Origin of the sequence: Nocardia sp. NPDC051832 (assembly GCF_040681285.1) — a bacterium.
Classification (GTDB): domain Bacteria; phylum Actinomycetota; class Actinomycetes; order Mycobacteriales; family Mycobacteriaceae; genus Nocardia.
On record NZ_JBFAYL010000005.1, the window covers coordinates 173,899 to 194,794 of the forward strand.

A 20,896-nucleotide genomic window follows, 5' to 3' on the forward strand; every position below is an offset into this window, starting at 1 on the left:
CTCGCTGTCCGAAACCAGACATCGCAGGTGAGAGCGGACCGTTGACCTCACCACTTCGAGACAGAACCTAGGCGGCGGGGTTGCGTTGTGGGGTAGCCCTATGGGTTGTGGCGGGGTTGGTTGGCGCTGGGGTGGAGGCGGCGTTGGCGTTGTGGGCCGCGCGTCAGGCTTGCGGGTGTCGTAGTTGGGCGGGCGCGGCTGTGGGGTTGCTAGGCGTTGGCCGGGGTTGGGCCTGCGGGGCCGAGGTGCAGTCAAACTCCGGAAACCGCCTGGTTGCACGTGGGTCAGCGCAGGAGGCCAGCGGTGCCGATTGGTGGTGTGGCACCACTGGTTAGGCCGCAGGTGGGGCGGCACCGGGGGCTAGCGGCGGGGTTGGTTGGCGCTGGGGGTGGAGTCGGCGTTGTTGGTGCATGCGGGTTCGGGTTTTGTGGATGTGGGTCAGGGTTTCGGTGAGGAGTTCGGTGGCGTGGTGGCGGTGGTTGATTCGGGGGGTTGCGGTGGGGTCGATGTGGGGTGGGGCGATCCAGGCGGTGCGGCCGGGGTGGGAGGAGGTGTGGTCGAGGGTGATGGTTTTCCAGCCGCCGGGGCCGTCGTGGATCAAGGCGTGGCAGCGGTCGCAGGCGAGGGTTTCGTTGGGGATGTTGGTGGGGCCGTTCTTTGTCCAGTCGGTGACGTGGTGGACGGCGCAGAGGCTGGCGGGGGCGTCGCAGCCGGGGCGGGTGCAGCCGCGGAGGGTGGCGATCAGGGCTAGGCGTTGGGCGGGGGTGGCGAGGCGTTTGGTGCGGCCCAGATGTAGGGGGACGCCGGCGTGGTCGAAGACGACCAGCCAGGGGAGCGCTCGTTCGGCGAGTGCCAGGGCTTCGCTGATCGGGACGGTGCCGCCGGTTGCGGTGGTTGCGACTCCGGACGCGTTTTCGATGTCGTCGATGCTGATCGTCAGGATCGCTGCGACCGGGAGTCCGCGGTGTGATCCGAGGTCGGCGGGGTCGGTGCCTGGTGACAGCAGTGTGAGCAGGGCGTCGTGGGTGCGCTGGCCTGCGCTGCGGGTGTCGCGCTTGGCGGCGGCGTCGAGGAGCTCGCGGTCGACGTGTTCGGAAGTGCCGGTGGGGCTTTCGGGGTCGTCGGGGTTGTTCATGCCTGGGCGGCCGAGTTTTGCGACAACTGGGTCGAGCAAGGCGCGCAGGGTGGGGGTGATTTCGCCGCTGATCGGTGACATGCCGTCGGGGCGTTGTTTGCCGATGCGGAGGCTGCGTCGGCGCTGGCGGTCGGTGTCGTCGGTGAGGGTGCCGTCGGGGTCGAGGCGGGCGAGGATGTCGCGGCCGATGTTGGTGAGGTCTTCGGGCATCACCGCGCGGGCGGCGGTGGCCAGGATTTGCTCGGCGGCTTCGAAATCCGCGTTTGCCACCGACCCCGGCACTCGCTTGAGGACCTTCGCGATCTCGCGGGCATGATCGACGGAGATGTCACCCTCGGCCTGTGCGGCGGCGGTGGCCGGATGGCGCGGCTCCATGGCATCGCCCGGGATGTCGTGCCACACACCCAGAGTCGTAGCGGCGGCGATGCGGGCGCCCGCGTCGGCGTGCGAGATCCGCAGGGTTTGGATCAGCAGCTTTTTCGTCGTGCCCGCACCGGTGCGGGCGGGCAGCCCGCCTTCGGTGGCGCGCACAATCAGTTGGTGGCCGAAGGAATCCAGCATCCGCCGGGCCTTCTCCAGATCACGCATCGCTTCCAGGACCGCGTCATCGGAGAGCGCGGTAACGGAGATGTCGGCAAGTTCGGTGACAGCGCTCAACAGCGGGTCGGTGACCCGCTGTTCCGGTACTGCCTGACGGCTCGAACGCATGTTTGAATCCTACCCGCGTCCAGAGCGGATAGCTATCGAAAATCCGGTCTGAATTCGATCTCTTCACACTGGACAGGTGATCGAAAAAGATTGCTATGCAATGTATTACGGGAAATGAGTGCTTCGCTGTGGCTTCACAGTGCGCCTGTAATCAGATGACCCAAACGGACTCTCTTGGGTCTTGTTTTGATGTTCTGAACCGGACCACAGCGGGGCACCGAGGCACACATCAAGCATTCGAACGCGACTGCGGCAGGTAAGCCCGGTAGGGCTGCCAACGCAACCGCATAGTTGGTGAAGATCTCTGGACCACAGCACTGACTCCAACGACACAGTCCGGGGGGCAGCGCTGCAATCCAGAGATCTTGCCCAACTTTTGTAGTTACCTCGTGTGCCCTACCGGACTTACCTGCCGCTGTTCCGTCCGAACGCCCGATGTTGTCGTAGGTGCCCCGCTGTGGGCACGTTTCGAGAATTCACAGAAGAGCCATCCTCTTGCTCGGCCGAACCTGTTGCGCTACTCCGAAACCCCCACCCCGGTCTGCTCCGCGATGCGACCGAAGTCCAGTTTCACCAGCTGATCCGCGCAGTCGAAGTAGCGGTCGTCATGGGTGATCACGATGACCGTCTTGCCGCGCTCCTTGAGCGAGGTGAGGATCTCGCGGTAGAAGACGTCGCGGAACTTGGGATCCTGGTCGGCAGCCCATTCGTCGAAGACGTAGATAGCGCGGTCTTCGAGGAGTGCGGTGAGCAGCGCGAGGCGTTTTCGCTGGCCCTGCGACAGATCGATGGTGGACAGGCGGCCGTTCTCGACGGTGACCTTGTGTGAGATCTGTAGTTCCTCGAGGTAGCGCCGGACTTCCCCGTCGAGGTCGGGCCGGTCGAACCCGAGGTACTCCTCGAACAGGTGGAAGTCGGTGAAGACAGCCGAGGAGTTCTGCCGGAACCACTCGATGTTCTCGTGATCGATCTGTTCGCCGTTGAGCGCCAGTCGCCCGGTGCGCGGCACATACAGCCCGGTGATGAGCTTGGCGAGCGTGGATTTACCGCTGCCGTTGCCGCCGACGACGAAGCTGATCTGACCGGGTTCGAAGACCAGGTCGAGCGGACCGAGGTGGAAGCCTTCGTCGGTGTCGGGGCTGGGCGGGGGAGCTATCGGCATGGGCATGCCGTCGGCGCCACCGTGGTGGATCCGCTTGTGGCCGTTGACATCCGGGCCAGCTGGTCCGCCGGGCGGAGGGAGGTGCGGCGGATGCTGCCCGCGGCCCTGCCCCGGCGCCCCCGGATGACCCTGCCCTGTCGCGCCCGGATGGCCTTGTCCTGTCGCGCCCGGATGGCCTCGGCCCGGAGCACTCGGACCGCCTTGTCCTGGCGTACCTGGGCGTCCTCGGCCTGGAGCGCCCGCACGGCCTTGTCCTGGCGTACCTGGACGTCCTCGGCCCGGATCGCCCTGACCAGGCGCACCCAGGCCCAGCCCACCCGGCCCCAGGCCCAGCCCACCCGGCCCCGGCGCACCCGGCGGCGGGAACGGCGGCGGCAACTCGGTGCGATAGCTGTAGCTGACGCCGGTCAACTCCAACCGCGCCGACTCCACCGCCGGCCGCTCGGTATACGGCAACTGCTCCTCGTTGTGCAGCGTCTCCATCGACAGGTTCATCGCGCGGATCTTCGCCAGCGCCACATCGCCGCGCAGCAGGTCCGGCAGCCGGTGCATGAAGTTCTGCATCGGCATCGACAGGAAGGTCGTCACCAGCACGTAGGCGACCATCACGTCATGCGGCAGATTGAGGGCCGAGGCGATGACGAACAGGATCAGCGCCATCGTGCCGAGCTGCAGGATCTGCCCGATCCCCTGTGCGGCGGCGAATTTCGAGCCCGCGTCGACGTTCTGGTCGCGCAGCTCACCGGAGGTGCCGAGCAGGTGCCGGTCCATGAAGTCGCGGCGGCGCGCCCGGTGCAGTTTGAGTTCCTTGATGCCCAGCGTCACCGCTTGGAAGGACCGCAGCAACGCGTCCTCGTTCTCGCGCGCCGCCTTGTAGATGCGCCGCACCCGCTTCAGGAACGTCTCCACACACGCGATGCCGAGCAGCGTGCCACCGACGGTGATCGCGAAGATCGGCCCGGACACCACCGCCAGGAATACGAAGCAGCCGATGATGGTCGCCACGTCGATGCAGATGCTCGGAATCGCGGTGACCGCCTGCGACAGCGACCGCACGTCCTCGGTCAATGTCGCCATCAGCCGGTGCATGCCGAGCCGCTCCAGATGTTCGAGCGGCGCGGAGACGATGCTCGCGCTCAGGTCGGCCCGCAGCCGATAGATGGCGTCCTGGGCCAGCCGGAGCAGCAGGATCTGCGAGAGCACGCCGCTGACCAAGATGACCAGCCCGGTGAGGGCGAAGTTCTGCACGGTGACCGAGGGGTGCGGCTCCGGCGACACCACCCCTCGGATCAGGGTGAGCAGGTAGGTGTTGGCCGCACCGCAGACGAGGCCCGCGAGCACCACGGCCGCGATCCGCACCCGGGAGATCGAGAGGAGAAATCTGATCAGTTGCATTGCTACTGCGCTTCTTTCGAGGTTTCGCGGCGACTATCGGCGAATGATGTCGAAGATCATGCCCTCGAGGGTGACCCCCGGCGCGAAGGAGAACGCCACGCCGGTGGAGATCGGGACGTCGGTCTCCACAGCCTGAACCATGCTCTCCAGCACGAAGATCAGCGAGACGCTGAGCATGTTGCCGTGCTCGGCCAGGATGTCCCAGCTGGGCGCGGCAGTATCCACCGGGATCCCGAGCGAGCGCGCGGACTGCTCGATGATCTTGGGCCCACCGGGATGGATGGCCCACAGATCCACATCGGACTTCTGTAGCCCGTTGCGCCGCAACGCCTCGGTGACCACCGGGTCGACGCCGCGCAGAATGTACTCCGGCAGGCTCTCCGCCAGCTCGCAGGTGATGCCGTTGTCGTTGACGCGCAACACGATGCCGTCTTCGGCGTCGTCGAACAGCTGGCTGAAGCTGTCCCGGACGACCACGCTGCCCGGCGCCAGCGGCTGATGCACCTGACTCGCGCCGATCACCACCGCGCCGCACCCGTCGCCGAACAGGCTGTGGATGATCACGTCGTTGACGTTGTCGCCGAACGCGGCGTTCACCGAACTCAACTCCAGCGCGATCACCAGCGACTTCTTGTCCGGATGCGCCCGAACGTAATCCGTGGCCGAGCGGATCCCGTTCATCGCGGCCGCGCAGCCCATGAAGTTGATCAGCACCCGGCTCACCGCCGGCGACAGCCCGAGCTTCTTGACCACCGCGACATCGACGCCGGGCGCGATGAACCCGGTGCTGGTCACGAACACCAGCTGCCCGATCTCCGCGGCCGGATCCGCCACACCGGCGATCGCCCGTCCGGCCACCTCGACCGCCAGCGGCACCGCGTGCTCCAGGAACAGGTCCATGCGCTCCCGGATGGTGGCGGGTTCGCGGCTGAAGGCCAGGAAGTCCGGGTCCAGCGGGTCGACCGCCAGACGGCGGGTGTCGATCATGGTCTTCTGATAGATCCGCGGAATACGGGTCTGCTGCGCCGGATCGGCGAACAGCGCGGCCACCTTGTCGGCCGCCTCGGCTTGCGAATAGACCTCGCCCGGCGAGCCGGTGGCGATCCCCTCGATCACCGCCACCGTGGTCGGGGGCGCGGGCGGAAGCGCTCCGAATCCGTGCTCGGCCCCCACCAAGTGCCGGCCCGTGTTCTCAGAAAACACGGCGGGCCGAGCGCCACCCTCATCGACAGTCACAGACACGAATTTCTTCCTTTCGAGAAATATATGGTGACCGAGCCCGCCACCCTCCAGACGGCGCGGTCGCCGATAAACAACGGAACCGGTTTATACCGTTCCGATTCCGGTGAAGCCCTGCGCCGTGTAGGTGACGCACGTTTTCAACGCCGAGGGCGACAGATGCTCACGCATGAAGCCCCATTTGTTCTCCTCCGCCTCGCGCGAGGGCGAAAGCAGGTAAGTCTGAATCTGTTTCGGGAACCGATCGGTGAAGAAACTCTTCGCCGGCAGCCATTCCACGCCGAATTTCTCCGCCTCCTCGCGCACCACGTCCTCGGTCGCGATATTGGCGAATCCGCTGCGCTGATAGGGCAGCACGTGATGGACCCGGTGCGAGCTCAGCCCGGCGGACAGGAAGCAGTCGACCCAGCGGTTGCCGACCACCTTCAGGTCGTAGGCCTGCTCCAGCTGGTTCACGCCCCAGTCCTCGGTATCGGAATGCAATTCCTCGGTGTCGACCTCGAAGTCGTGGCTGGCCACCACCAGGAACGTGCTGACCCACATCGTGACGACGAATTGCAGTGCCCAGGCCCAGAAATCGCCGGCCAGCGTGAACGCCACCAATTCGGCGATCAGCAGGAACCGCACCCCGAACGAGCCGACGAAATGGCCCAGCGCGCCGCGCCGCGTGCCGTACATGTCCCGCACGCCGACCTGGCGGACCAGGCGGCAGACATCGAGCAGCCGGATCAGCATGCCGGTCACCGTGTGCCCGAACTTGTGCATGGTGTGCACCGGGATCCGGTACAGGCGCGGGACCTGCATCATCATCGTGAAGACGTTCTTCTTGATGTCGACTTCACTCTGCGTGTGCGGGTGGTGCAGCAGTGCGTGCCCGTCGGCCGTAACGAACGCCAGCGCGACATAATTCATGTCGAACGCGTTCACGAAGATCTTCGAGAGCTGGGTCTTCTGCGCCCGGTGGATCGCGTAGTGCCCGAATCCGGCGAGCGAACTGCGCAGCACCACCATCGCGATCACGAACACCGGCAACGGCATCCATTTCGGATCCGCCAGTCGCAAGCCCTGCACCGCGAAGTAGAGCAACGCGAGGACACCGACCACGATGTTGAACGCGGTATCCATTCGTTGCAAGCGGGCCGCCAGTTCGGGTTCCTTCAACCGCGCTTTGACTTTGTGCAGCAGGTCGTTCTTGTCGTCGAACCGGTATTTGGGGGTGTCACGCCAGCTGTCGAAACCTTCCTTGAACAGGAAGTCGGGGGCGTTCGCCTTCGGATGAATGTCTTCCGGAATCGCTTGGCGGTCCAGGGCGTAACGTTCGATCATGCGCCCGATCCGCTCCGGATCCTTGTGGTAGGAACCGATGATCGAGGTGATGTCGCGATTCTTGGTGCGGCCGATGAAGAATTCTCCGCCGGGATGCTTGGAGATCCACTGACTCAGGTCGTAGGCTTTGCCGTTGTACACCCAGACGTTCGACACCGGAGGGGGACCGGGTGGGGGGCCGGGCGGCCGACGGAAATCCTGCTCCTCGGTAGCGGGGCGGTCACTCGTCGTCATGTCTATCCTTTGGAACAGGGTCATAGCTTGCGCCGCGGGCGGAGTTGTCTGAGCGTTACATCAGAATCATCCGTGCGACTGCTTGCATCTCACTGAACAATCTCTTAAACCGGTTTAGACGTTGCATGTTTGGGTATAGGTGTTGACGCTCGCCTGCCCCGAAAACGTGAAAGCCGGTCCGGGAGCAGGGGACAGCCGAAGCCGCCCCCACCGCTCCCGGACCGGTCCTCGATGCCGGTCGATCAGTTCTAGCTGCCGGGCTTGAGCACGTTCACCGGCTTGCCGTGATCGGTCAGGGTCAACTTGATCTCGCCCTGATCCTTCTTCACGATGGCGCGGATCAGGTTCGGGCCGGTGCCCGGCGAGGCGGCCGTGGACGGCAGCTGGGTGGCCGAGGTGGTCGGCGGCGCGACGTCGCGGATCCACACGGTGATCGGCAGATCGCCGATGCCCTCGCCGGCCCGCGGCACGATCGGATCGATCGCCGAGCCGCTGATGGTGCCGGTGACCTTCACGGTGTCGACACCGTCGATCTTCTCGCGGCTCTCCGCCTTCGCGTTCTTGATCTGGGCGATGACGTTGGCCAGGCCCTTGTCCTTGTCCAGCAGGACGCCCGGATCGTAGATCTTCTCCGCCGGACCGATCTTGGTGTAGGTGGAGCCGTCGGTCAGCGCGTAGAGCGTCTTGTCGACGACCAGGAACTTGGCTTCGATGAAGTCCGATTCCGGCTTGGTGCGGATCTTCGCCTCACCCTGGGCCGCCCCCTGGCCCTGCGGCTGATTGGTGACGCCCGCGTCGATCTTCTCCATCGGCAGGTTCGGAATGTTGGTGATGTTCAGATCCATGTGCACCGACTGCAGCGTCTGGGTGGTCTTGGAGCATTCCGAGACCAGCTGACTGCCTTCGGGCAGCTCCGTCGGCACCGCGGCGGAGGTGGTGGGGGAGGAGGAGGAGTCGTTCGAGGTGCAACCGGTCACCAGCGCGGCGAACACCGACGCCGCCATAACGACTGGCGCGATGCCCCGCCGACCGACCCGGAGTCGTCGGGTGCTGTGCGAATCTTTAAAGATCCGCCTACGCGTGGTCAAGTCACTCATATATGCCCCTGAGGAGGTTTCGTTCTACCAGCAAGTGGAAGGCATTCTGCCGCCCCCCAACGCAGTAGTATGTACTACTCGTCCGCCTTTTGGGTTCATCGGTTCGGTTCGAGCCCCCCAACCGGGGCGGAAGTTCAGCGAATTCCGGTCGGCTACGAGCGTTCCCGCAGCAACGCCTCCAGATCGCCCACCGGGCCGAGATGAATCAGCTTGGCCGGGTTGACAACCGAGTGGACGGCCTGGACCCGATCCGCGGCGATGTCCACCGCCAGCACTCCGATCAACCGGCCGGCGTGATCCAGTACCCGGGCGCCGGGCTGCCCGTTGACCTGCGCCGCAAGTACTTCCATACCGCCCGAGCGGTTGATCGCGTGCACCCAGGCGACCAGCGCCTTGGCCACCCGGGCGCGGCCGTGCAGCGGGCGCGGGGGAGCGGGCGCGAGGCCGCCGCCGTCACCGTGCAGTACCACGTCCTCGGCGAGCAGTTCCTCCAGAGCATCCAGGTCGCCGCGCGCCGCGGCGGCGAAGAAGCCACGCGCCAAGGCTTCCCGGGCCTCGGGCGAGGCCTCGAAGCGGGGCCGGTGCGCGGTGACATAACGCCGTGCCCGCACCACCAGCTGGCGCACGGTGTTCGGGGTCTTGCCGATCACCATGGCGATCTCGTCGAAGGGGTAGTCGAAGATGTCCCGGAGCAGGAACGCGGCCCGCTGCTCGGGGGACAGGCTTTCCAGCAGGACGAGGAACGCCAGCGACAGCGAGTCCGCGAGCTCCACCTGCCCGGCCGGATCGGCGTCGTCCAGCACCGGTTCCGGAAGCCAGTTGCCGACATAGGTTTCCCGGCGGCGCCGGGCCGACCGGAGCTGATCGATGCACAACCGGGTGACCACGGTCGCGGCGTAGGCGCGCGGCGATTCGATGCGCTCGCCCGCTGCCAGCGCGCGGTGCAGGCGCAGAAATGTCTCCTGCACCGCGTCTTCGGCGTCGGCGACGCTGCCGAGCATTCGATAGGCGATGGCGAACATCGCCGGCTGGAGTTCCTCGAAGTTCATCCCATGCCTTTACCGAAACCGTCCCGCCAGCTGCTGTACTGCGGCTGCCAGCCGAATTCGGCGCGGGCCTTGGCATTCGACGCACCGCGCACCTCGGTGAGCATGGCGACCGCCGCCGGGCCGGCCGCGATCTTTGCCAGCCAGCGCGGCAGGCGCAGCGGCGGTTTGGCGTCCAGCGCCGCGGCGAGTTCGGGCAGCCACTCGCGCACCGGCGCGGGATCGTCGTCGACGATGTTGTAGATGCCCGGCGTGCCCCGCTCGACCGCCAGCACCGTCGCGGCGGCGGCATCGTCGATGTGGATGAACGACCACACCCCGTCGCCGGCGCCGACCAGCGGGAACTGCCGCTTGCGGACGGTGGCGGCCATCGGGGCGTCCGGGTCGGCGCTGAGACCTGTTCCGGGACCGTAGAACCCGCCGTAGCGCAGGACCACGCCGCCGGGAAACGCGGTGACCGCGTCTTCCAGGTAGTGAAGGGCGTCGAGCGTGGTGCGCAAGCCCGCGGGCGGATCCGGATCGAGGGGATCGGTCTCGGATTTCACTGGACCGCCGGTGCGCGCATAGGGCCAGCCCGCGAAACTCTGCGCGACGAATCGCCGGACGCCCACCGCGCGGCCGGCGGCCAGCAGGTGGTCGGTCCCCTCGGTGCGCAGCCGGTTGGTCGTGGCGAAGTATCGGTCGGGATGGCGCAGGTCCGGAGCGCCGGACAACGCGGTCAGCTGGTGCACGATCACTTCCGGCGCGGCGGCGGCGATCGCCTGCGCGACCGCGTCCGGTTCCAGTGCGTCCGCCAGCACCGGGTGCGCGCCCAGCGCTCGCAAACCGTCCTGTTTGGATGCCGACCTGGTCATGGCCACCACCTGGTGACCGGCGGTGACGAGCTGCGGGACCAAGCGGGCGCCGAGTGCGCCCGAGGCCCCCGCGACGAAGACTTTCATCGCTGCCTCCTTTTCATCTCACCGGTAGAGACGAAAGAGCCCCGGCTCCAGTGACAGTGTCCGCTCGATCCGGCCCTTCAGTCCAGGGCGACGAGGCCCGTCGTGAATTGATCCGATGAATCCCTTATCCTCTTAGCGTTGTGAACTACTCCGTGACGGTGGTGCGCCTGGTGGCCAGGCTGCACGTAGACCTGGGCCGCCTCGCCGCCCACCTGTGTCGCTGACCCGCGCCCGCCGCCCGGTCAGTTCCGTTCCGCTTGGAGTTTTCCCATGTCTTCCCCCGTTTCTCCGGCTGCCCCAGCGCGCAGCCTGAATCCGGCGCGCTGGTCGTTCGGCGTGCAGATCCTGCTCGGCCTGGCCGTCGGCGTCGCCGCGGGCTTCCTCGCCCGCGCCACCGGTGCGGCCTGGCTCACCACCACGCTGACCCAGATCGGCAGCATCTTCGTCCAGCTGCTCAAGCTCGCGGTGCCGCCGCTGGTGTTCACCGCGGTGCTGGTCAGCGTCGCCGGACTGCGGCACGTCACCAATGCCGCGCGGCTGGCCGGGCGCACCCTGCTGTGGTTCCTGGGCACCTCGCTGATCGCGGTCGCCGTCGGCATCACGCTGGGGCTGGTCACCAACCCGGGTCGCGGGGTCGACCTGTCGCTGACCGGGGTGAAGGCGCCCGAGCACAAGAGCGGGTGGACCGACTTCCTCACCGGCATCATTCCGACCAACGTCGTCGGCGCGTTCACCAATGGCAATGTGCTGCAACTGGTCTTCCTCGGCCTGGTCTTCGGCATCGCCGCCCTGAAACTCGGTGACGCCGCCAAACCCGTGCTCGATCTCGCCGACTCGGTGCTGCACCTGGTGCAGAAGGCGCTGTGGTGGGTGATCCGGCTGGCGCCGATCGGCACCGCCGGTCTGATCGGCAAGGCCGTCGCCAGCTACGGCTGGAATCTGCTGCAGCCGTTGGCGACCTTCGCCGCCGCCATCTACATCGGCTGCTTCCTCGTGCTCGCGGTCGTCTACCCGGTGCTGTTGCGCGCGGTCGCGGGCGTGAATCCGCTCCGTTTCTACGCCAAGGCCTGGCCCGCCCTGGAGCTCGCGTTCGTGTCGCGCTCCTCGATCGGCACCATGCCGCTGACCCAGCGGATCACCATCGAACGGCTCGGCGTGCCGCGCGAATACGGTTCGTTCGCGGTGCCGTTCGGGGCGACCACCAAGATGGACGGCTGCGCGGCCGTCTATCCGGCGGTGGCGGCGATCTTCGTCGCCCAGATCAGCGGCATCGACCTCGGGATTCGCGACTACCTGTTGATCGCGTTCGTGTCGGTCGTAGGTTCGGCCGCGACCGCGGGTCTGACCGGCGCGATCGTGATGCTGACGTTGACGCTGTCCACGCTGGGCCTACCGCTGGCGGCCGCGGGTCTGCTGCTGGCGATCGACCCGATCCTGGACATGATCCGCACCGCCACCAACGTCGCGGGGCAGATGGTGGTGCCGGTGCTGGTCGCCAAGCGGGAGGGGATTCTCGATCTAGAGATCTTCGACGGGCCCGCGGCGCCCCTGACAGCCGCCGAGCCCGAACCGAAGCCGGAGCCGGTCGCCGCCTGAGCGGGCCCACCTCGTGCTGAAGCTCCCCGCCGGACAGCCGGCGGGGAGCTTTGCGTTATCCACCAGTAATCGAATCGGATACGTGTCGAAACCATCCAAATGAACATGATCAAACTTCGGAAATTCGCTGACGCAACGGATTTCGCGGAATATCATCAGACGGCGCGCTGAAATGCACTGAGCTGTACGTCTATTCGCGATTCCGCCGGCAACCGTCCGGTGACCATTCCGAAGTAAAAGGGCAAGCCATGATCATTGAGCTGCTCCGACAATTGCTCGTGCCCGTCGCACTCGCGGTCGCGGCAGTATTGATTTTCGTTGTGGGGGATCGGCTACGGCCGAAATCGTGGCGCGATCCCGACGACGGATCCGGCAGCATGGTGGTCGAGCTGATCAACACGCTGTTCCTCGCCATCGCCGCGTTCGTCGTGGTCATCTGCTGGCAGCAGTACGACAACGCGCACAACCACACCGTCGCCGAATCCAAGGCGCTCGTCGACGTCTACTGGGCCGCGCATTCGATGTCCGAACCCGACCACGACCGGGTCCAGGGCCTGGTCCGGGAGTACACCGAGCAGGTCGTCACCGAGGAATGGACGGTGATGGACGAGGAGCGGCGGCTGAGCCAATCCACCCAGCGCACACTGGATTCGCTGCGCGACACCGTCACGGCGATCGATGCGCCGGACGCCGAGGACGCGCGGACCGCCGCATTGGCCGCCCTGGACGCGGTCGCGCAAGCCCGGCACGACCGCGCGCTGGACGCGAGCCTCGGGATGCCCGGATTCCTGTACACGGCGATGTGGTTCAGCACGATTCTGCTGCTGTTCGGCGCGCTGATCTCCGGTGTCCTGGTCACCCGGCGCAGCGTGATCATGACGGCCTTGCTCGGGCTGGTCGTCGGTGCGGCGATCGTCGCGATCTATGGGCTGGACCGGCCGTTCTCCGGTGCGAACGTGGTCTCGAAAGATGCCTTCGAGGTGGCGCTTTCCCGCTACCGGCGGATCACCTGACGCTGATCCGGGCATCGATGACGAGGAGACGTTCGCCCATGGCACACATCAGAGCGCTGACCGTCGCTACGACGCTGCCGCTGGCCGCGGTATTGCTCGCCGGTCCTCCGGTCGACGCGGTCGCCGAACCATTGCCCCCGCTGCCGTTCGGTGAGATTGTCAGCGGCAGTAGTTCGCCGGGGTCGGCCGAGACCGGGAGCGGGTTCGAGGGGAGCCCGATGGAGTTGGGGGCGAGTGCGGTGGAGTTGGGGTTACCCGGAACGGGTAGTGCGGGTGGCGGGTATTCGACGCCTGTGGCCGGGGTCGCTCCATTGGAGATCCCGCCCGTGGTCGAGGATGCGGCTGAACCGGCTGTCGTAGCCGACGTGCCGGAGGGGTTGCCGCAGCCCGACTCCGGCAGTGTTCGGTCAGCCTGCGCGGGCGGGGTTGCGCTCGGGAGTGCGCTGATCATGCTCGGGAGCGCGACTGGCAGTGGGCTGGGGAGTGCGACTGGTAGTGGGCTGGGAAGTGCGACAGGTAGTGGGCTCGGTCTCGGGTTGGTGGGCGTCGGCTCCAGCGGTTCCGGGACCGGCAGTGCTGCGGTCGGTAGCGCCGCTGTCGGAAGTGCCGTCACCGGCAGTGCGCTGCTCTGCCTACTGTGGCCGCTCGACGGTATACCGCCGATCCCCGGCATTCCCCTCCAACTGGGCCCACCGCCGGTCGTCCCGGCCTCGCAGGGGCCGGCTGCCCCGGTTCCGCTCCTCGCGGCCCCGCCGCCCGTCAGCGATACTCCGGATCCGCCTGCCGCACAGCGTGTTCCGCACCCGCCGCTGGCCAGGCCGCTGCCCACATCCGACCCCGTCGCCTGGAATCTTCTGCAGCTGTTGACGATCCTGGTGGTCGCGGTCCTCAGCACCGTGCGCGGCGTCGCGGCCGTCCGTCGCAAACTCTGACAGCCGGCGCTACAGCCGGATCGCGATGTGCTGGAGCAAGGACTGTGCCGGACCGCCCCTGATGCGGCCGTCGATGCTTGTGCCGGACTGCCCTTGATCCGGCCGTCGATGCCCAGGATGACCGGTCCGTGCGGCTGCGCCCCATAAACAGTCGGCCGGAGCGTCGGTGACGGGCTCGGTCGTGAGATCCGCGGGGTTGGTGGCGCGGGCTCGGTCGCGGGATCCGCGGGGTTGGTGGCGACGATCTCGGTCGTGAGATCCACAAACATCTCCGCTGACCGCGCACCAGCTGTCGAGGTACAGGTTGACGAGCTAGGCCTGGTAGCCGACGGGGTCGGCGATCAAACGGGTGCTGATCTGGTCGACGCCGCACAGTTCGCACCATCGAGGAGTTGGTGTGGTTGTCGCCCATGGCGCTGCTCGCGGTTGTGGAGTTGGTGTGGTTGTCGCTGGTGGTGCTGCTCGCGGTTGTGGAGTTGGTGTGGTTGTCGCTGGTGGTGCTGCTCGCGGTTGTGGAGTCGGCGTGACTGTCGCCCACGGCGTGCTTACGGTTGTCGCCGGGCTGGCCGTCGGGTCATTTCGGGACGGGTGCGTGCTGTGCCCTGGTGTTGCGGCGGGCGGCGCTGGCCGACTTCGACGACAGAGCGCCCGCGGCTGTCGGCGGAACGGGTGCATCGGTATGGCAATCGGCGGGGTGAAGGCCTTTGCATAGGTGGCATGATTGCGGCCGCTGTAACAAACTTTCGTGGCGTCCTCCATGGCGGTCCGGTAGCCGTCGTGTTCGATGTGATGGCGATGGCGCCCAGCTGTTGTGGCTCGGCGTCTATGTGCGCGTCAGGGTTTCGGTCAACCGGACCAGGACCGAGGACACGTCCGCAGGTCTGATGCTCCTGGGTATCCGTGCACTGCAACAGCGCTGGGACCGGAGAGTGCACTGCGCGCAATTTTGCGGTCCGTGACAATCGGATGTTGGTCTGTGCAGCCCTGTTCGAGACGGTGCTCCACAGGCGGCCTCGTTCCCCGCTTCTCCGGCCGGCGCGGGGCTCATTCGTCCTGTCTACACTCACGCGATGTCCGAAACGCGATGGTCCGGTGGTCTCGTCTTCACGCCTGGGCTGATGGCGTTCACCGGTGAAATCGGCGACACGGCAGCGCATTCCCATGCGGCGGTGCAGATCCTGTTGGTCACCCGCGGCGAGGTCGCGCTGACCGATGCCGCCGGGCGCACCAGAACCGCGCAGATCGCGATCATTCCGCCTGGCACACGGCATGCAGTCCGCGCTACGGCAGGGACCGCCGGCCTGCTGGCCTATCTCGATCCCGACAGCATCGCCGGGCGCGCGGCGATCGCGCGGTTACAGGGTTCGCCTGTCGGGGATGTCGCGAGTTGGATCGCGGCAGCGACGCCTCGTTCCAGCGTGCCGCCAACGCGGGAATCGGTTGGCCCCCTGCGGCAGGCGTCGCTCGGCGCGGTGCGGGAGCCGGTTGGTCCGCTGCTGGCGGCGTCGGATGGCGTGGAGCGGGAGGCGGTTGGTCCGTTGCGGGAGGTATCGCTCGGCGCGGCCCGGGAGCCGGTCGGTCCGCTGCTGGCGGCCTCGGATGGCGCGGTGTGGGAGGCGGGTGAATCGCTGCGGGAGGCGTCGCAGGGCGCGGTGTGGGAGGTGGGTGACCCGATGCGAGAGGCTTCGGCTGCTGTGGTGTGGGAGGCGGTTGGCGTGCGACGGCAGGTTTCGCATGCTGCCGTGTCTGATGCGTTGCGGCTGGCGGCCGAGAGTTCCTCGGGGCCGCCGTCGTTGGTGGAGATGGCCGCTCTGGTTGGGCTGTCGCCGAGTCGGCTGTCGCATGTGTTTGCTGCGCACATGGGGTTGCCGTATGTGGCGTGGCGGCGGTGGATGCGATTGCGGCGGGCGATGGATGCTGTTCGGGGCGGGGCTTCGCTGACCGAGGCTGCGCATGCTGCGGGGTTTGCCGATAGTGCTCATCTGACGCGGACCTGCCGAGATATGTTTGGGATCACTCCGACTGATGCGTTGCGTGCCACCGGTTGGCGGGGCTGAGAGCGTTCAGGTCAGCAGATTTCTTCAAGCGTCGGACCGGGTTGTCCGGCGACGCTTGAACCATGGTCAAGGTATTGCAACCCGTTATCCGATTTGGCTATGCGCCGCTGATGCTGCTCGGCATCAACGGCGCCGGCATCGCGCTCGCTGCCTCCGGTGCGAATAAGCTCTGGCTTCTGGCCTTGCTTGTCGCCGCGATCGCGCTGTCGTTTCTCGCCGAACGAGTGCTGCCGTATGAGCAGGACTGGAACACCGCGCAGGGAGACGTGCAGCGCGACACCGCGCACACCTTCGTGAACGAGACGCTGATCCTCGCCAGCGTGGGCGTCATCCCTGTTCTTGCCGCGCTGATTCCGGGCGATGGAATCTGGCCTGCCACATGGCCGTTCGTGATTCAGGTGCTGGTCGCGATCTTGGTCGCCGATATGGGTATCACCCTAACGCATTACGCCAGCCACAAGATCGGCGTGCTGTGGCGGTTCCATGCGGTGCACCACAGTGTGAAGCGGTTCTATGGTCTGAACGGCCTGATGAAGCATCCGCTGCATCAAACGATCGAGATGGCTGCCGGGGTTGCACCGCTGATCCTGCTCGGGCTGCCGGTTTCGGTTGCTGCCGCGCTCTCATTGGCTGTGGCCGTTCAGCTGTTGATGCAGCACTCCAACGCCGACTACCGCGTGGGCCCGCTGAAATATGTCTTGGCGCTCAATGAAGGTCACCGTTTCCACCACCTCAAGTTCGCCGGTGTCGGTGACGTGAACTTCGGGTTGTTCACCCTGATCTGGGATCACCTCCTGCGCACCCACAGCTATGACCCCGCCCGCCGTTTCACCAGTGATGACCTCGGAATGGCAGCCAAGCCCAACTATCCCGTGGGGTATCTGGACCAGCTTGCCGAGCCCTTCACCCGGCACGGCGCCTGAATCGCTACTGGTTGCCGGTGACCACGGCGCGGATGTGGGCCGCGTCGTGGAGCTTTCAGCGTCGGCGGTTGCGCGATTGCGGGCAGTTCGGTGGGCGTCGACGCCCAGGGCCGAAACTCAGATCCATCAACACTGGGCCGACGGCCGTGATGGCGCACAATTGGCTGCCGCTTCGGCCGAGAGAGCATCGTCGAAAACCGTTATGTCAACACTGCTTTCAGCAGTACGCACAGATGGGCCGCACAATGGGTAGTCGTCGGCGAGCATCAGTCGGGTCATGCACGAGGCATTCGAAGCTGCCCCCTGATCTGCTAGCCCAGCGGCGGGGTCGTTACCGCGCACTCACGGTCAGCACGCTCAGCAATCCGACCCGCTTGGTGAACGACATCGCAACGCAGTAGCGCCTATGGATGAGCAGGGCGGCATACGACGGTGGGTTCGGCTGTAACTGTTCACATGACCGGCTGCGGGAGCCGCAAGCGCACGGGAGCGGGCAAGACGGAGACGGCGCACATCTGATTCGCTTCACGGTGATCGCCCGGTGAGATGAGTGGGACATGGTCGAGGCGAATATCGAGTGAGCCCCTCCGTGATGTCCCGGTTTGCAGCCGCGCACGATGAGGGCGGCTCGAGCGCGCTGTGATGCTGGCAGGGCAAGCTGCAACGCCGGCCGGGAGGCTGGGACGTTGCCCGAAGAGGCCGTGAGGCTGGCAGGGGAGGCTTGGGGCGTTGCCCGGGGAGGCCCATGAGGCTGGGAGGCTGGGGCGTTGCTCGGGGAGGCTGTGAGGTTGGCAGGGGAGGCTTGGGGCGTTGCCCGGGGAGGCTGTGAGGCTGGGTGGGCTGGCTGGGCGAGGGGCGGTGGGTGAGTGTGCGTGGTGGGCTTTTGGATTCAGTGGGCGATGAGCTGGGCCTCGTGGGCGAGGATGGCGGCTTGGACGCGGTTGTCGGTATCTGTGCGGTGCAGGATTGCGCTGACGTGGGCTTTGACGGTGCCTTCGGCGATGTGGAGGCGCGTGGCGATGTCGTGGTTGGAGAGGCCTGTTCCGAGCAGAGTTAGGACGTCGCGTTCGCGTGGGGTCAGGGTGGCTACCTTGGCGCGGGCGGTGGTTTGGCGTTCGAGGGTGTTGCCGTTCAGTTCGGTGAGGACTCGGTGGGCGATTCGGGGGGAGAGGAAGGCCGCGCCGTTGGCGGCGGCGTGGACGCCCATCAGGAGTTCGCGGGGGTCGGAGGCTTTGAGGAGGAAGCCTTTGACGCCGGCGGCGAGGGCGCGGGCGACGTAGTCGCCTTCGTCGAAGGTGGTCAGGATGATTACCGGGATGCCGGGGTGCAGGCGTTGGAGTTCGGCGGCGGCGGTCAGGCCGTCGAGGTTCGGCATTCGGATGTCGAGGAGGACGACGTCGGGGGTGTGGGATCGGGTGGATTCGATGGCCTCGTGGCCGTCGGCGGCTTCGGCGACGACCTCGATGTTGGGGTCGGTGGTCAGGATTGCGCAGACACCTGCGCGGATCATGGCCTCGTCGTCGGCCAGCAGCACGCGGATCACTGTGCCGCCGAGGGGATCCGGGCGGGCAGTGGGATGCGGGCGGTGACGGTGAAGATGCCGTGCTCGGAGATGGCCCGGAGTTCGCCGCCGAGGAGTTGCATGCGTTCGGCCAGGCCGATCAACCCGCTGCCGACCGGCGACCGGACTGCGTCAGTGCGGCCCGCTGCCGCGTCGGCTGCGTGCGGGTTGGTCACTTCGACCGTGAGCTCGTTGGCGTGCTGTTCGATCTGGATGTGCACCGGCGCGCCGGAAGCGTGGCGGGCGGCGTTGGTGAGTGTCTCCTGGACAACTCGGCGGACAGCCGAATCGATCAGTGCGGGAAGAGGATTGGCGGATATACCGTTGTTCAGGTACACCGCCATACCTGCGGTGCGGGCGCGGGACACCAGGGCTGCCGCGGACAGGCTCGGGGATTCGGCCAGGCTCGGGGATTCGGCCAGGCTCGGGGAGTCGGCCAGGCTCGGGGAGTCGGCCAGGTTCGGGGATTCGGCGGAGATGGTGTCGGCTCGGAGCATGGTGACGGTGCGGCGGAGTTCGTCGGTGGCGGCGACGGCGGAGGCGCGTAGGTGGGCGGCGGAGCGGCGGGTTGGTTCGGTCAGGCCGGGGTTCAGTTCGAGGGCGCCGGCCTGGAGGGCGATGAGGGCTAGTTCGTGGCCGAGGGAGTCGTGCATGTCGGTGGCGATGCGTGCGCGTTCGCGCAGGCGGGCGCTGTCGGTGGCGAGTTGCTGGGTTTGCTCGAGGTGGGCGATGCGTTCCCGGCTCGCGGTGATCAGGGCGGATTGCTGCCGCCGGAAGCGTCCGATCAGCCAGGGCAGCAGTACGAACAGGGCGAGTGTCATTACCGCGCTGACGGCTTCGGAGAGCTCGACGACCGCGATCAGGGCTGCCGCGCCGGTGGCGGCGAGCAGCAGCTCACCGCCCCGACGTGCGGGTAGGCGCCGGCCCTGGAGGTAGGCGGCGACCGCGAGGGCGGCGAACAGCGCTTGCCGCCAGGGCGGAAGTCCTTCCATGGCAAGTCCGTTCAGCACACCGCCCGCCGCGGTGATTGCGAGCAGTGCGCTGTTCTTCATCCCGTCGACCTTACCGAGCGCAGGCGGATCATTCGAAGCGCTACCGTCGATGCTCCGGCGGCCGTTGTAAGAAGCAATGTGATCGATAGTGGTGCGGCGAAGTAGGTGAGCTGAGACCAGGTGACGGTGCGGCCGCCGGTGATCGCCGAGATGATTTGCGGGTAGGCGGCGAACAGCATGACCGGTAGCGCGAGCGGCGTCAGCCGCAGCGCGACGCGCCACCACGCCCGTCGAGCGTGGCGGTGCGCCCAGCGACGTGACCGCAGTGCGCCCAGGATGCCCAGGCCCACTGCGCCGAACGCGATCAGGGCGAGGACCAGCTCGAAGATCTGGCGATCCCCGCCGACTTCGGCGGGGGCCTGCCCGCGGCTGAGCGCGACCAGGCCGTTCACGATGTCGTAGGTGTCGTCGTGCAGCGCGGCACTGTTGGCGAACACCGCGAACCCGTAGCCGGTTGCCGGATCGATGGCTTGAAAAGCGGTGTAGGTGAACAGGTTTCCGCTGTGCACCAGCAGCGCGGGGTCGGCATCCTCCGGCGCCCATCCCATCGCGTACTTGTCGACCGGTGACGACGCGTGTGTCGTGGCCAGCGCCGCCGGGCTCAGTACTTGCCGGCCACCGCCGTTGTGGCTGATCAGCCATTTGCCCATATCCGCGGCGGAGGTGATGACGCCACCGCTGCCGCTGTCGTCGAGAAAGCCGGGCAGTTCCGGACGGGAAACCCAGGCGCCGAAGATCGAGTTGTATCCCTCGGCGGGCGCGATGTTCTGGTCGTTCACGGCACTTCGCGTCATTCCGAGAGGCTCGAAGACGCGCTGGGCAAGGAATGCGCCGAAGCTGAGACCGCTGGCCACCTCGACCAAGCGTGCCGCGAGGTTGTAGTTGACGTTGCAGTACTTGAACCGCGTGCCCGGCTCCGATGCGAGTGTGGCGGTGTTCAGGCGCGACACGTAATCCTCGAGTGACGCCGCCTCTTGCAGCCGGCCGATGTCGACAGTCGGATCCGTGAGCCCGGACGTCTGGTTCAATAGCTGCCGCACGGTCACCGCGGCACCTCGCGCATCGGCCGTGGTGAACCCGGGCAGCTGTTCGGAAACCGTGCCGTCCAACGAGATTCGTCCCTCGTCGACCAGGATCATGACCGCGGTCGCGGTGAAGGACTTGCTGAGCGACGCGACCCGCATCGGAGTGTCCGCGGTGACCGGGCGGCCGCCGGATTCATGGCCGTAACCGCCGGCATGCACGATCCGGTCACCGTGCGTGACCACCGCTGAAAGCCCAGGCAGCCCGGTACTGTCGAGCGCGGCTTCGAGATAGTCGTCGATGACGGCGGGCGTCAGCGGCCCGGTGGGGGCCGCCTGCGACACCGGTAGCGCGGCCAGGCCGAGACCAGCCACAAGCGCGACGACGGAGAGCAATCTGAGCATGCCGACGACGCTAGAGAGATTCACGTCCGGGCAAACCTGCCGAACGGCCGGA

Annotated in this window: 16 protein-coding genes; 6 read left to right on the plus strand and 10 right to left on the minus strand. The window is 66.7% G+C overall.

The features are described 5' to 3' along the window. Nucleotides 1-331 precede the first annotated feature (331 nt). The 7 genes from AB0M14_RS30430 to AB0M14_RS30460 form a co-directional block, all read right to left on the minus strand. Nucleotides 332-1,843, minus strand: coding sequence for a DUF222 domain-containing protein (locus tag AB0M14_RS30430; protein ID WP_365000961.1), 1,512 nt, complete (start codon nucleotides 1,841-1,843; stop codon nucleotides 332-334). Between the two features lie 517 nt (nucleotides 1,844-2,360). Next, nucleotides 2,361-4,400, minus strand: a complete 2,040-nt coding sequence (locus tag AB0M14_RS30435; protein WP_365000964.1) for an ATP-binding cassette domain-containing protein — start codon at nucleotides 4,398-4,400, stop codon at nucleotides 2,361-2,363. Nucleotides 4,401-4,433: 33 nt separating this feature from the next. Continuing rightward, entirely contained in the window at nucleotides 4,434-5,603 is a 1,170-nt protein-coding gene (locus AB0M14_RS30440) for a 3-oxoacyl-[acyl-carrier-protein] synthase III C-terminal domain-containing protein (protein WP_365002015.1), read from the minus strand. A 123-nt stretch (nucleotides 5,604-5,726) separates the two neighbouring features. Beyond that, on the minus strand, nucleotides 5,727-7,199 hold the full coding sequence (locus tag AB0M14_RS30445) for a fatty acid desaturase (RefSeq protein WP_365000967.1): 1,473 nt from the start codon (nucleotides 7,197-7,199) through the stop codon (nucleotides 5,727-5,729). Nucleotides 7,200-7,447: 248 nt separating this feature from the next. Then, nucleotides 7,448-8,191 carry an LppX_LprAFG lipoprotein gene (locus AB0M14_RS30450; protein ID WP_365000970.1) on the minus strand — a complete coding sequence of 248 codons (744 nt, stop codon included), beginning with the start codon at nucleotides 8,189-8,191 and terminating at the stop codon, nucleotides 7,448-7,450. Between the two features lie 257 nt (nucleotides 8,192-8,448). Continuing rightward, nucleotides 8,449-9,345, minus strand: a complete 897-nt coding sequence (locus tag AB0M14_RS30455) for an RNA polymerase sigma-70 factor (protein WP_365000973.1) — start codon at nucleotides 9,343-9,345, stop codon at nucleotides 8,449-8,451. Continuing rightward, nucleotides 9,342-10,283, minus strand: coding sequence for an NAD(P)-dependent oxidoreductase (locus tag AB0M14_RS30460; protein ID WP_365000976.1), 942 nt, complete (start codon nucleotides 10,281-10,283; stop codon nucleotides 9,342-9,344). Before AB0M14_RS30460 ends, AB0M14_RS30455 begins: the two co-directional genes overlap by 4 nt. 270 nt (nucleotides 10,284-10,553) lie before the next feature. Between AB0M14_RS30460 and AB0M14_RS30465 the strand changes: the two genes are divergently transcribed. The 6 genes from AB0M14_RS30465 to AB0M14_RS30490 all read left to right on the plus strand — a co-directional run bounded on the left by AB0M14_RS30465 (nucleotide 10,554) and on the right by AB0M14_RS30490 (nucleotide 16,804). Beyond that, the gene (locus AB0M14_RS30465) at nucleotides 10,554-11,879 is read left to right on the plus strand and encodes a dicarboxylate/amino acid:cation symporter (protein WP_365000979.1); all 1,326 of its coding nucleotides are present in this window, start codon (nucleotides 10,554-10,556) and stop codon (nucleotides 11,877-11,879) included. 248 nt (nucleotides 11,880-12,127) lie between these two features. Further along, nucleotides 12,128-12,892, plus strand: coding sequence for a DUF4239 domain-containing protein (locus tag AB0M14_RS30470; protein WP_365000981.1), 765 nt, complete (start codon nucleotides 12,128-12,130; stop codon nucleotides 12,890-12,892). A 38-nt stretch (nucleotides 12,893-12,930) separates the two neighbouring features. Continuing rightward, nucleotides 12,931-13,824, plus strand: coding sequence for a hypothetical protein (locus tag AB0M14_RS30475; protein WP_365000984.1), 894 nt, complete (start codon nucleotides 12,931-12,933; stop codon nucleotides 13,822-13,824). A 392-nt stretch (nucleotides 13,825-14,216) separates the two neighbouring features. Next, nucleotides 14,217-14,351, plus strand: a complete 135-nt coding sequence (locus AB0M14_RS30480; protein WP_365000987.1) for a hypothetical protein — start codon at nucleotides 14,217-14,219, stop codon at nucleotides 14,349-14,351. Nucleotides 14,352-14,894: 543 nt separating this feature from the next. Continuing rightward, nucleotides 14,895-15,881, plus strand: a complete 987-nt coding sequence (locus AB0M14_RS30485; protein WP_365000989.1) for an AraC family transcriptional regulator — start codon at nucleotides 14,895-14,897, stop codon at nucleotides 15,879-15,881. 62 nt (nucleotides 15,882-15,943) lie between these two features. Then, on the plus strand, nucleotides 15,944-16,804 hold the full coding sequence (locus tag AB0M14_RS30490; RefSeq protein ID WP_365000992.1) for a sterol desaturase family protein: 861 nt from the start codon (nucleotides 15,944-15,946) through the stop codon (nucleotides 16,802-16,804). Nucleotides 16,805-17,693: 889 nt separating this feature from the next. Here the strand turns inward: AB0M14_RS30490 and AB0M14_RS30495 are convergent. Genes AB0M14_RS30495 through AB0M14_RS30505 form a run of 3 tightly spaced genes read right to left on the minus strand, consistent with a single transcriptional unit; the run spans nucleotide 17,694 to nucleotide 20,844 of the window. Continuing rightward, nucleotides 17,694-18,338 carry a response regulator transcription factor gene (locus AB0M14_RS30495; RefSeq protein WP_365000995.1) on the minus strand — a complete coding sequence of 215 codons (645 nt, stop codon included), beginning with the start codon at nucleotides 18,336-18,338 and terminating at the stop codon, nucleotides 17,694-17,696. A gap of 5 nt (nucleotides 18,339-18,343) precedes the next feature. Further along, on the minus strand, nucleotides 18,344-19,417 hold the full coding sequence (locus tag AB0M14_RS30500; protein WP_365000998.1) for a histidine kinase: 1,074 nt from the start codon (nucleotides 19,415-19,417) through the stop codon (nucleotides 18,344-18,346). Further along, a complete protein-coding gene (locus AB0M14_RS30505) occupies nucleotides 19,414-20,844 on the minus strand; it encodes a serine hydrolase domain-containing protein (protein ID WP_365001001.1) in 1,431 nt (476 codons plus the stop codon). Before AB0M14_RS30505 ends, AB0M14_RS30500 begins: the two co-directional genes overlap by 4 nt. Nucleotides 20,845-20,896: the final 52 nt, after the last annotated feature.